Source organism: Deltaproteobacteria bacterium (assembly GCA_026129095.1).
In the GTDB taxonomy this organism is placed as follows: Bacteria; JAGRBM01; JAGRBM01; order JAGRBM01; family JAHCIT01; genus JAHCIT01.
The window spans coordinates 39,823-52,023 of the sequence record JAHCIT010000003.1 but is presented as its reverse complement, the minus strand read 5'-3'; the positions used below and the strand labels follow the sequence as shown (position 1 = coordinate 52,023).

Below are 12,201 nucleotides of genomic sequence, written 5' to 3'. Positions count from 1 at the left end.
TATCAGTCCATCAGTGCGGCGATACGTTCGGCGAGGGCTGCGATAGTGAAGGATGGCGGAATGCCGGGTGCCTTCGGGTACAGCGATCCGTCAGCCACATGAAGGCCTGGATGGCCGAATATCTGCCCGCGATGGTCCGTGGCGCCTTCGGCAGGTGTCGAGGCGATGGATGCCCCGCCCAGCGGGTGCACCGTGAATATGCGCTCCGAGCCCCTGCCCGAGGGAATGTTGACGGCGGAACGGGCCGGCTCGTACTGGCGGGCGATTTCCCCCATCACCGTCTCCATTTCGGCGAAGATTTCCGGGTCCACCGAACGGCCCATGTCGGTAACCAGTCCCTTGCCGTCGAAACGGACCGTTCCGGTAGAAGCATCCCGGCCCATACCGAGAAGCAGCAACGACTGTTCGACACGCTTTTTCAGGAATCCCGGCACTTTGAACTCCGCCGTGGGCATACCCACTTCGCCTACCAGAAACCGGTAGCGCCCGTTCTTGCGAACCGGCACGAAGGAGTTGAATGCCGCACCATAGGCGCTGTTCGTCACTTTCGGCGTCCGGTAAACGAGCCCGCCCATGTCCGTATTGGGCGAGAAATGGCTTCCCAGTGACTCTGGCAGGCGCGGCAGGGTGCCCAGCCGGTCCCGGCAGGTGAACAGGAGCCGAAGCGTGTTCAGGGAACCGGCCGCAAGCACAACACGATGAGCATTCACCGTCAGTTCCTGCCCGGTGATGCGGTCCAGATACCGGACGAAATAGCCCTGTCCCACCTCGCCGATAGCCATGACCTCCGACATCGGGCGTATCACCGCACCTGCCGCCAGTGCCGCAGGGAGATAGGTAAGGTCCATTGTCGTCTTCGCCCGCTCGTTGCACCCCGCAACGCACATGCCGCAATGGGTACAGCCAGCCTGCTTGACCCCGGCGGCGTTATGCGTGGAGGCGGCATCATCAGGAGACTGGCGCCACTGGATCGCCACGTCCGGATATTTCACCTCACCGACGCCGCTGCTGCGGACCATCTGCTCGAAAACCGCATTCTTCTCCGGCCGGTCAGGCATGGGGCGCGGGCGGAGCATCTCCCGCACCCTTCCGAAATAGGGTTGCATCTCGGCCGGAGTGATCTCGGCCGGAAACGCGTCAAAGAAATCGTCCTCGGGCTGTTCCATGATGCTCGTATAGATGAGCGATCCGCCACCCACGCCGCTGCCGGTCACGACATCAAGGTGCCTGAAGCCATGATATTCGTACAGGCCATCGGGGTTCAGCAGGAGTTCGCGGGAGCGGCCACCCCTCGCCCAGCGGATATTCCGGAGGGACTTGCGGAGCCCGTTGAGCGTCCGGGGAAATTCGCGCCGGTGTTCGCTCTCCGAGCGTTCGATACCTGCCGGTCCCCACCAGGGACCGCGCTCCAGTATGAGAACGCGCATCCCCCTTTGGGCGAGCCGGGCGGCGGTAATCGAGCCGCCAAAGCCCGAACCTATGACCACAACATCGGGCTGGTTCATGGCAGCAGCATTCCAGGGTGTTTCAGGACTTGCCGCCTGCCGGCAGGGCGCGGGTGCGGAACAGGGCGTGCATCCCGAACATGGATACCTGATGCAGGAGTTCCTCGGAGGTCAGTTCCAGCCGGCCGTTCGCCCACCGGTAGAGAAGTTTTTCCAGTCCACCAATCATCATGATGGCGGCAATACTGGGGTCCACATCCCCATGAACGAGCCCCTTCTTGCGGGCGACCTCAAAATAGACCGACGAGAGCTGCACCAGCCGGTCGTAGAACTGGTCAATCTTCTCGTCGAAACCCAGAGCCGATCCGTGGGCCTCACGGAAGAATATCTTGACCAGATCGCGGTTCTCATCGAAGAACTTGACCATCGGGCGGGACATCCGCTCGATGGCCCGCTCGATGTCCTCTACCGTGCGGAATTCGCTCTGCGGCTCCTTGACCGTGAGCAGCCTTACCGAATTGGCCAGCATCTCATCCATCAGCGCCGAAAAGACGTGCCGCTTGTCGTCGAAGTAAAGGTAAAAGGTGCCTTGCGCAATACCGACTTCCTTCACGATGTCGGAGACATTTGTCGCATGAAAACCCTTGGCCGCGAATATCTTCCGGGCCGCGTTCATGATCGCCTGCCGGCGTACTTCCTTGCCCGACCTGGAACGGTCCTCACGGGCCCTGGAAGCCTGGGTACTGGTGCTCGGACTGGTTTTGACGGTCGGTTTGGCTGGCGGCATAGGTCCGCACAACGTATGAACCGCCTTGGGGGCCGGTCAAGTCCGGCCGCGTTATGGCCCGGAGGGGCAGAGGAAGACTTATATAGCCCTTATCCCGCCTTGGCTTTCGGCTCCGCCATCCCGGCCCGGAAAACCATTTCCCCTGAGCTGCCTGCATCCACGGTCACGGTGGCACCCTCACCGATTTCTCCGGCGAGAATCTTCACTGCCAGGGGATCAATGATCTCCCGCTGGATGACGCGCTTCAGCGGCCGGGCACCATAGGCCGGGTCGTAGCCGCGTTCGGCCAGCACATTCCGGGCCTTGTCCGTCAGTTCCAGCGTGACACCGCGCTCCGCCAGCCGGGCCCCCAGGGATTTGAGCTGCACCCGGATGATCCGGCCGATTTCCTCACGGCCCAGCGCGCTGAAGTAGACGATCTCGTCGATCCGGTTCAGGAACTCCGGCTTGAACGTCGCCTTCATCACCTCCGAGACGCGTTGTTCGGCGGAGTTCATGTCACCGGCCTGTGCTGCTTCCAGAATGAAACTGGAGCCCACGTTGGAGGTCATGATGAGCACGCTGTTGCGGAAATCCACGGTCCGGCCCTGACCGTCGGTGAGACGGCCGTCGTCCAGAATCTGCAGAAGCACGTTGAACACGTCAGGGTGCGCCTTTTCGATCTCGTCGAACAGGATCACCGAATAGGGCCGCCGCCGCACCGCCTCGGTTAGCTGCCCGCCCTCCTCGTAGCCCACATAGCCCGGAGGCGCACCAATGAGACGCTGGACGGAGAACTTTTCCATGTACTCCGACATGTCGATCCGGACCATCGCCTGCTCGGTGTCGAACAGGAACTCCGCCAAAGCCCGCGCCGTTTCGGTCTTGCCGACACCTGTCGGACCCAGGAAAATGAACGATCCGATGGGGCGGTTCGGATCCTTGAGCCCCGCACGGGATCTCCGGACCGCATTCGATACCGCCTCGATCGCCTTGCGCTGGCCGATCACCCGCTCCCCAAGACGGTCCTCCATCCTGAGAAGGCGGTCGCGCTCGCCCTCCAGCATCTTGTCCACAGGAATACCGGTCCAGCGGGCCACAACGGCGGCAACCTCCTGGTCGGTCACTTCCTTCTTGAACATCGAACCTTTTGCTGACTGCTGCTGGGAAATGTTCTGGTCCCGGTCGGCGAGCTGCTGTTTCAGTTTGGGCAGTTCGCCGTACTTGATCTCGGAAGCCCGCTGAAGGTCCCCCGCCCGCTGGCGCCGCTCCAGCTCCATCTCCAGTTCGCTGATCTTTTCCTTCAACTCGGAAAAGCCCGTCATGGCAGACTTTTCGCTTTCCCACTGGGCGCGCATGCGCTTGCTTTCCTCGCGCAGTTCGCCGATTTCCTTTTCCAGGGCGGCGAGCCGCTTCTTCGAGGCTTCATCGGTTTCCTTCTGGAGTGCCTGCTTTTCCAGCTCCAGCTGGATGAGCTTCCGGTCCACCACGTCGATTTCCGTGGGCACCGAATCCATCTCGATCCGGAGGCGCGAGGCGGCCTCGTCGATCAGGTCGATCGCCTTGTCCGGCAGAAAGCGGTCGGTGATGTAGCGGTTGGAAAGCTGGGCAGCCGCGACGATGGCAGAATCCTGCACCCGGACCCGGTGATGGGTCTCGTATTTCTCCTTGAGGCCGCGAAGGATGGCGATGGTGTCCTCCACCGTCGGCTGGCCGACGAATACCGGGGCAAAGCGACGTTCCAGTGCCTTGTCCTTCTCGATGTATTTCCGGTACTCGTCCAGTGTCGTCGCGCCCACGCAGCGCAGTTCGCCGCGGGCGAGCATCGGCTTCAGCATGTTCGAGGCATCCATGGACCCTTCGGCCGATCCGGCCCCAACGAGGGTGTGCATTTCGTCAATGAAGCAGATGATCTCGCCGTTGCTGTCGGCAATTTCCTTCAGGACCGCCTTGAGACGCTCCTCGAACTCGCCCCGGTATTTGGCGCCAGCCACCAGGCTACCCAGATCGAGCGCTATCAGCTTCTTGTCCTTGAGTCCTTCGGGAACGTCCCCGGTCACGATGCGCTGGGCGAGCCCTTCAACAATGGCCGTCTTGCCGACACCCGGCTCGCCGATCAGCACCGGGTTGTTCTTCGTCCGGCGCGACAGCACCTGGATCACCCGGCGGATTTCCTCGTCCCGGCCGATCACCGGGTCCAGTTTCCCACGGCGTGCAATCTCGGTCAGGTCACGGCCGTATTTCGCAAGCGCCTGGAACGTTGCCTCGGGATTCTGGTCCACAACACGATTGCTGCCACGAAGGGACTTGATCGCATCGCGGATCCGGTCGGGCGTCACCCCGTGGGCAGCCAGCACGTCATAGGCACCATGCCCCTTTTCAAGAGCCATGCCGAGAACGAGGTGCTCGGTCGAGACGTATTCGTCCTTCCCGGCAGTGGCCGCGTCCTCGGCCTTGTCGATCACTTTCTGCAGCTTTGGCGACAGGTGTGGAGAAGCCCCGCCCTCTGCTTTCGGGAGCCTGCCCAGAACCGCCTGAAGGTCGTTCTGGATAGCACCCGGCCGGACGCCGATCCTTTCGAGAAGCGGCGGCACAATACCGTCCGCCTGCTCGATCAGCACTTTCAGGACGTGCTCGGGAAGCAGGTCGGGATTACCCGCCCGGCGCGCCTGATTGGCGGCCTCGTTCAGGGCTTCCTGGGCCTTTACGGTCAGCTTTTCCGGGCGCATGGAGAACCTCTCGCGTATTTCTATCCAGATCAGCCCCCTGGCGGGATGACGTTGGTCAACCCTCCCCTTTCGGGACGATCCGTAAGTGAAACGTAAGGCTGATTATCCCAGCGGCAAGACCACACCGAAAAGCTGGTTTCCACGGGCCCCGTGGACGTAGACGGAACTGCGGTTCAAGGAGCCCCGGAGCAGTTCCTGGAGACCTTTCAGGTCAGGAACGGAGCGGTTATTGATGCGGAAAACAATATCTCCCGGCTGGAAACCGATGCGCTCGGCCGGAGACCCCCGTGCGACGGATCTGACTGAAACCCCGGCCAGTTTCGGGTTCCGGCGGCGGAGAGCCGCCGGAATATCCTCCACCACCAGCCCCGTGCGCTCGGCAAATACGCGTCCCGCTTCCGCGAGGGTCATCACGACCGGCTTCAGGCGGATATCAGCGGGTTTACCCTCGCGCACGATCCTGACGGGCGCCACCTGCCCACCGGTCAGCGAACGCATGATGGCCGTGTAGTCATTGAGATTCCGGACCGGTTTCCCCGCCAGAGAAACCAGGATATCCCGGGAACGGAAACCGGCTGCTTCCGCCGGGGAACCCTTCACCACGTCCACGACAATGGCCCCTCGTCCGTCATGGCCGAGAGCCTCGGCCAGTTCAGGCGTGAGCTCCTGCATCTGGAGGCCAATCCACGGTTCGATCACCTGGCCGAATGCGATCAGATCATCGAATACCCGGCGGGCATCATCAATCGGTATGGCAAAGCCAATACCCTGGGCCTCGCCATGAACCGCCGTGTTGACGCCGATCACCTCACCCAGGATGTTGAGCAGAGGTCCGCCCGAATTGCCCGGATTGATCGGTGCGTCAGTCTGAAGAAAATTGTAGAAAGACTTGTCCCGCGCCTGGATGGTCCGGCCCACGGCCGACAGGACACCCGTCGAAAGCGTGTGCGAGAGGCCGAAAGGATTGCCGATGGCTATGACTGTCTCGCCGATCATCAGGTCATCGGCCCGGCCCAGCGTTACGGCGGGAAGCTGCACCGGGGCGTCAATCTTGAGAACGGCAAGATCGCGGTCCGAATCGGCCCCTACCAGCTCAGCCGGGAACTCCCGGTCATCGGACAGTTTCACCACGATCTGGGTGGCACGCTCGACCACATGGGCATTGGTCAGCAGGTGACCCCGGCCATCAATCACGAACCCGGTTCCCAGGCTCTGGAACTCCCGGCGGAAACCGAAACCGCCGAACTCGGGAAACAGCGAACCGAACGGGCTCGAAAAAAACGGGTCGCGCTCGATCCGCTCGCCGCGGACCCGGATGTTCACCACCGCCGGTGACGCCTGCCGGAACACCCTGACGACGGATGTTTCCCGTGACTGGCGGCGGGCATCGTCATCAGCCCGGGCAACAGACAGTAAAAAAGCACAAAGCGCCACCATAATGGCGGCGCCTTTGGCAATGACCGGGGACTTCACGCGAACCGCAGATGGTTACTGGCCCTCGGGGCCCTCGCGCTTGATGCTTACGCAGCCAGCGGCGATCTCGCGGAGCGCCAGCACGACTTCCTTGTTGTTGTCGTCATTCACGACAGCCGAATCGCTGCCCCGGAGGAGATCCTTCGTGCGGCGGGAGGCGAGCTTGACCAGCTCGAACCGGTTAGGGACTTTTTCGATGCAATCTTCGACAGTTACGCGCGCCATACGATCCTATCCTTTGCCGCCATCCGAAGGGCCAGATACCCCGTGACGGGCCGCTAAGATAGGGTTTTGACGGGCTAAGTCAAGGGGACACCGGGCCTATCCCACACGCCGCTCCCGGTGCTCCAGGTGGCGCCGGAAGGACTCCCCAAGGGAGTTCATCACAAAGACTGTCAGGGCCACCGCCGCCGAGGGGAAAAAGAACAGGTGCGGGTAGCCCCGGATGGCCCTCCATCCGGCCGAGGCGAGCGTCCCCCAGCTGGTTCCCCAAGGGTCGAACGGGTCATTGATGCCAAGCCCGATGAACGACAGGACGCTCTCGGTGAGCATGCTGGATGCGACCAGAAGCGAGAAAACGACAATGGCCGTCGAGCGCAGATTCGGCAACAGGTGGCGGAATACCACTCGCGCCGTGCCGGCACCCGCCACCCGCGCAGATTCGACGAACGCCTCGTGCCGGAGCTTGCGCGTTTCTCCATGAAAGAGCCGCGCCACCTTGGGCCAGCTAACAAGGCCGATGGCAGCGCCGACGCCCCAGACACTGCTGCCGAGAATCTGGGCCAGCAGGACGACAATGAGAAGTTCGGGGATTGAGATAAAGAGATCAATCCCCCGGAGCGACCACTCCGAAGCATCACGACCCGCAAGTCCCGCCAGGATTCCGGCAAGCCCGCCCAGCAAAAGGGTCGTCGCCGCGCCGATCAGCCCCACGGCGATCGATACCCGTGCTCCATAGACGACACGGCTCAGGAGGTCGCGGCCCAGTTCATCGGTACCCATCCAGTGCGCCGGGCCGGGACTCAGCAGGACCCGCTCCTCGAACAGCCCGGACGGCGGATGCGGCGCGATCAGGGGCGCGAGCAGTCCCGCCACGAAAATGACCCCTGCCGCGGTGAGCCAGCCTTTCATGCCACGTCCTCCCCCGGAATCTCGCCCGAACGGGGGTCTATCCAGGCGGCTGCGAGGTCGGCGACGAGGTTTGCCAGAACCAGAACCGCGGCAAAAAAGACGCTCGCTCCGAGCACCGTGGTGTAGTCCCGGTCCATCACCGAGGCGACGAACTGCCAGCCCATACCCGGCACGGCGAATATCTTTTCCACGACGAAACTGCCCGTCAGCAGCGTGGCAAACACCGGCCCCAGATAGGACAGGACACCATGCATGGCGTTCGGCAGCGCGTGCAGGGCAACCAGCCGCAACTGGCCCAGCCCCTTGGCCCTGCCGGTTTGGACATACCGGCTCTGCAGGACTTCCAGCATGGAGTTGCGGATGAGGAGCGTCAGGCTCCCGGCCACCGGGAGCGCGAGCGTCAGCACCGGCAGGATCACCTGGGAAATATCCCCCCACTGGGCGGGCGGCAGCCACCGGAGCCTGAATGAAAAGAGATAAACCAGAAGTCCGCCCAGCAGGAATTTCGGCGCGGCAATGAGCAGCGACGCCTTGGTCATCACCAGACGGTCCACGAACTTCAGGCGCACGTCCGCCGACAGCGCCGCCCCGGCAACCCCGGCCACAACCGCCAGCCCAAGCCCGAACACGAAGGCGAGGGAACCCAGGGCAAATGACACTGGCGCGGCCTCGGCGATGATCGAACGGACCGGCCGGTCGCGGTATTTGAGCGAAACGCCGAAATCGAACGTGAGCGTCCCGCCCACGAAAGCCCACCACTGCTCGTACCAGGGACCGGACAGGTGGTAGCGTTCCTCCAGGTTCTTCAGGACGGCTTCGGGGAGCTTTCGTTCTCCTTCAAAGGGGTTTCCCGGCGCCGCACGGAGCAGGAAAAAGCAGACGCTCGCCACCGCGAGCAGCTGCAATGGCAGGAAAAGAAGGCGGCGAAGTGCGACCTGTCTCACCGGATACGTCCTCCCGCTTTCCGGCCGGGGCCAAACCGGACAGGGAACAGTTTCAGGCGGGCAAAGCCGTCGTAGCTGAACCCCTCGACCCCATCGGCAAAGACCGTGTTCTCAGACGTAACGAACAGCGGGATAATCGCAGCCGCCTCCACCAGCAGTATCTCCTGCAAGCGGTCGTAATGGGCGCGGCGGCTCTCCGGGTCGGGGTTCATGGACGCCTCGGCGATCAGCTGGTCGAATCCGGCATCACCCCAACGGGTGAAGTTGTTGCCGGATGCGGCGGTAAAGAGGTTCATGAAATTGTCGGGATCCGGATAGTCCGCGCCCCACCCCATCCGGTACATGGCGGGCGGGTCTTCGCGGAGTTCGTTCAGGTAGACTTTCCATTCGACGGCCCGGAGTTGTACCTGAATGTTCAGTTCGCGCCTGAGAACCGCCTGTACCACCTGCGCTACCAGCAGATGGAGGTCGCTGTTATTGAAATGGAGTTCGATGGGCGGCATCCCCTTGCCGCCGGGATATCCGGCCTCGGCGAGAAGTGCCCGTGCCCGTTCCGGATCATAATGAAGACCCGCGGCCGGGTTATGAGCGAACATGCCGGGCGGGATCCAGCCTGTGGCACCCCGTTCCCCGGAAAGAAGCACCCGGTCAAATACAGTCCGGTCAATGGCATGTCCGATGGCCCGGCGGACACGCACATCGTCAACCGGTGGACGCGTGGTGTTGAACCCGTAGTAGTAGCCCCGGAGCTGCGGCACCCGGCGGTAGTTCGGATGACGTGACATCTCCCGCACGTCGATTCCGGCCAGCGAGTAGTTGTCGATGATATCGAGCATGCCCCGGTCGAACAGGGCCAGCCCGGCCGTCGGATCATTGACCATGATCAGCCGCACGCGCTTCACGGGCGCCTCGCCGGCGAAATAGTGGGGGTTTGCCTCCAGCACCAGATGGGAGTCGTGCCTCCACTCCTTCAGCAGGTACGGACCGCTGGAGACCCATCGCCCCGCTTCCGTCCATCCCGGCCCCCGGTCCACCACGTCGCGGCGGACAGGCCAGGTAATTTCAAAGGCGCAGATGGCAAGGAAGTAGGCCACGGGGTTCCGGAGCCGGACCTCGAAGGTCCGGTCATCGACGGCCCGGACTCCCAGTTTTTCCATCCCGGCCATTTCCCGCTGGTTCAGCTCACGGGCGTTTTCGATGTCATAGAGCAGATAGGCATAGTCAGAAGCGGTATCCGGATCGAGAACCCGACGCCAGGAATACTCGAAGTCATGGGCCGTCAGCGGGATGCCGTCCGACCAGCGCACGTCTTCCCTCAGGTGAAAGCGGTACAACCGGCCGCCGTCGAGGATATCCCACCGTTCGGCGATCGCCGGTTCGGGTGAATAGTCTGGACCATACTCCACGAGCCCTGCCAGCAGGTTCGCAATGACATTGAACGATACATGATCCGTCGCCCGCGCCGGATCGAGCGACGGCGGTTCGGTGCCGATATTGACAATCAGCGTATGCGGATCACGGGCGGGTGTGCAGGCGACGGACATCCACGCCGCTGCCAGCATGCACAGCGCAATCACCCGGGAGCTCATTTGACCTCGAAGCTGTAGACATTTTCGAGCCGGCCATGTCCGTCATCCAGCGTGAGCGTCAGCGTATGCATGCCGGGGGCACCCGGCACCGGAACATCAAGCAGCCATTCGCATTCGGAATCGGCCGGGAGCGTCAGTTTCCGGTCCAGTATGCGGCTTACCTCGCCGGACGGCCCCGTCAGCACGGCCGAGAGTTGACCTTCCACCGGCTGCGGACGGTCGTTCACCCAGAAAAGCGGGATCCTCCCCCGCCCCTTCCGGTAGTCCTGCTCCGCCAGCGCAAAAAAATAGGTGGGCCGGAAGGCATCAGCGAGCCTGTAGTAGCTCAGCTTCGGCACCCGGCGATCATCCACCACGGTCCACTGGATGCAGGGTTCCGAGTCCAGGAACATGAATTGGAGAATGCCACCAGCCGGGTGATATTTCCGGCGGCGGTAGCGGTCAATGTAATAGCGGTGAACCCAGGACTGCCAGGCGCAGCTCGCCTCGTAGAGCGCCTCGAACGATTCAAATGCTTCCGGCTTTAGCCAGCACCGCAGGAATTCGTCCTGAAGGTGGAAGTTCCGCTCCATCCGTTTCCAGTCCACCTTGCGGATATCATCGCCCATGAACGTGCGGGCATGTTCTGGCTCCGGAGTGGACTGCGCGCCGAACTCCGTGATGAACCGGGCATAACGGGGCATGAGGTTCAGCAAACGCTCCAGGCCGCGCATGTTCCGGCCGAAAAACGGATACCAGCCCCAGTAAAGATGGACGTCCTCGCCGCCAGAAAACGGCGTCATCTCCCCGGAACTGCGCACGACAGGGTGTGTTGGGTCCAGTTCCCGCACATGCCGCCGGCTCCGGCTGGCGGTGACTTCGCGGTTGCGCGAAAATACCATGAGGGAAAAGACGGTCTTGCCCAGTTCCGTCCAGCGGGTTTCCTTGGTATCGACGATATGGATGGGCTCGTTGTGCATGCACCAGACGGAGACCGACGGATGGGAGCCCAGGAGCCGGACCATCTCCTCCGACTGGCGAACGATCTCAGGTGCTGCCTCCGGCACATAGAGCCACTGGAGCGGCATGTCCTGCCAGATGAGCAGCCCCGCCCGGTCGGCGGCCTCGTACAGCTCCGGGTGGTCCACATGCGCATGGACACGCAGCATGTTGAAGTTGCACTGGAGCGCCAGTTCGATATCCCGCTCGCACCGTTTCCGGTTCATCCGGCTGATGCGCACATCGCCGGGCGGATAGTTGGAACCCCGGACGAAGAACCTCCGTCCGTTCAGGTATGCGATAAAGTTGTCGAACCGGAACGTGCGGAATCCGGTGGTGAACTCCACCCGGTCGGAAACCGTCCCCTCGTAATGGATCGTGACCGCCGCCCGGTAGCAGCGGGGCTCGCCGATCTCACGGGTCCACCAGGGATGAATGCCCGTGACCTTCACCCGTCCTGACGATCCGATGTCTCGTCCGGCAGGCAGGGCGACAACCGCTTCGATCCGGACCGGATCACCGGCAAACCCCTCTGGCGTCAATACTGCCTCGATCCGCCCTGCCCCCATCAGGATCGAATCCAGTTCCCAGAGCAGCTCGACCTCTGCTTCGCCCTTCTCCGGATCAATGGAATGAGTCAGGACCGTCGCATTCCGGATACGGACGATTCCGGTGCGGTGGATTTCCACCGGAAGCCACAGGCCGCCAGCATTCTTGTCCGGGTCCAGACAATCCCAGTGGGAAAAGACCCCCGTGATCATCCGCTTGGCGTTCTTGTCCCGTTCAACCGGACAGTTGAGTTCGATCCGCAGTTCGCCCTCGTCTACCCCATCAGGCAGTTCAAACGCATGGGGCATGAAGTAGCCTTCCGCCGTGCCCAGCACGGCCCCCGCGAAGGTCACTTTGATGTAGTAGAACGCGCCACGAACCACGATAAAACGGCGCTCGCCCTCTCGCCGGGGCGGCATCCGTATCTGGCGGCTATATACGGCGACGCCGGTGTGGGTCTCGAATCCTGGCGACATCTGCCAGTGACCCGGCACTTCCGCAACGCCACGGCGGCCGCCCGCCTCCAGCGTCCACTGCCCTGACAAATCCTGTACCGGTCCGCGTGGCATGACCCGCCCCCTCCGGACATTCCCGCCC

General features: G+C 62.6%; 9 protein-coding genes. All 9 read right to left on the bottom strand.

Annotation, left to right across the window (positions count from 1 at the left end):
- Positions 1-2: 2 nt before the first annotated feature.
- On the bottom strand, positions 3-1,505 hold the full coding sequence (locus KIT79_05170; protein MCW5828687.1) for a GMC family oxidoreductase: 1,503 nt from the start codon (positions 1,503-1,505) through the stop codon (positions 3-5).
- A gap of 22 nt (positions 1,506-1,527) precedes the next feature.
- A complete protein-coding gene (locus tag KIT79_05165; GenBank protein ID MCW5828686.1) occupies positions 1,528-2,232 on the bottom strand; it encodes a TetR/AcrR family transcriptional regulator in 705 nt (234 codons plus the stop codon).
- A gap of 89 nt (positions 2,233-2,321) precedes the next feature.
- Entirely contained in the window at positions 2,322-4,940 is a 2,619-nt protein-coding gene (gene clpB / locus KIT79_05160) for an ATP-dependent chaperone ClpB (protein MCW5828685.1), read from the bottom strand.
- A 102-nt stretch (positions 4,941-5,042) separates the two neighbouring features.
- Entirely contained in the window at positions 5,043-6,413 is a 1,371-nt protein-coding gene (locus tag KIT79_05155) for a trypsin-like peptidase domain-containing protein (GenBank protein MCW5828684.1), read from the bottom strand.
- A 15-nt stretch (positions 6,414-6,428) separates the two neighbouring features.
- Positions 6,429-6,638: a DNA-directed RNA polymerase subunit omega gene (gene rpoZ, locus KIT79_05150; protein MCW5828683.1), complete on the bottom strand. Its 210-nt coding sequence runs from the start codon at positions 6,636-6,638 to the stop codon at positions 6,429-6,431.
- A 96-nt stretch (positions 6,639-6,734) separates the two neighbouring features.
- Positions 6,735-7,544: an ABC transporter permease gene (locus KIT79_05145; protein ID MCW5828682.1), complete on the bottom strand. Its 810-nt coding sequence runs from the start codon at positions 7,542-7,544 to the stop codon at positions 6,735-6,737.
- Positions 7,541-8,488, bottom strand: coding sequence for an ABC transporter permease (locus KIT79_05140; protein MCW5828681.1), 948 nt, complete (start codon positions 8,486-8,488; stop codon positions 7,541-7,543). The genes KIT79_05145 and KIT79_05140 overlap by 4 nt, the downstream gene beginning before the upstream one ends.
- Positions 8,485-10,077, bottom strand: coding sequence for a peptide ABC transporter substrate-binding protein (locus KIT79_05135; GenBank protein MCW5828680.1), 1,593 nt, complete (start codon positions 10,075-10,077; stop codon positions 8,485-8,487). The genes KIT79_05140 and KIT79_05135 overlap by 4 nt, the downstream gene beginning before the upstream one ends.
- Positions 10,074-12,173: a glycoside hydrolase gene (locus tag KIT79_05130; GenBank protein ID MCW5828679.1), complete on the bottom strand. Its 2,100-nt coding sequence runs from the start codon at positions 12,171-12,173 to the stop codon at positions 10,074-10,076. The genes KIT79_05135 and KIT79_05130 overlap by 4 nt, the downstream gene beginning before the upstream one ends.
- Between the last annotated feature and the right edge of the window lie 28 nt (positions 12,174-12,201).

Coding starts and splice junctions, on each gene's coding strand:
- KIT79_05145 (MCW5828682.1), bottom strand. CDS start 7,544: ATGAAAGGCTGGCTCACCGCGGCAGGGGTCATTTTCGTGGCGGGACTG.
- KIT79_05135 (MCW5828680.1), bottom strand. CDS start 10,077: ATGAGCTCCCGGGTGATTGCGCTGTGCATGCTGGCAGCGGCGTGGATG.
- KIT79_05130 (MCW5828679.1), bottom strand. CDS start 12,173: ATGCCACGCGGACCGGTACAGGATTTGTCAGGGCAGTGGACGCTGGAG.
- KIT79_05170 (MCW5828687.1), bottom strand. CDS start 1,505: ATGAACCAGCCCGATGTTGTGGTCATAGGTTCGGGCTTTGGCGGCTCG.
- clpB (MCW5828685.1), bottom strand. CDS start 4,940: ATGCGCCCGGAAAAGCTGACCGTAAAGGCCCAGGAAGCCCTGAACGAG.
- KIT79_05165 (MCW5828686.1), bottom strand. CDS start 2,232: ATGCCGCCAGCCAAACCGACCGTCAAAACCAGTCCGAGCACCAGTACC.
- rpoZ (MCW5828683.1), bottom strand. CDS start 6,638: ATGGCGCGCGTAACTGTCGAAGATTGCATCGAAAAAGTCCCTAACCGG.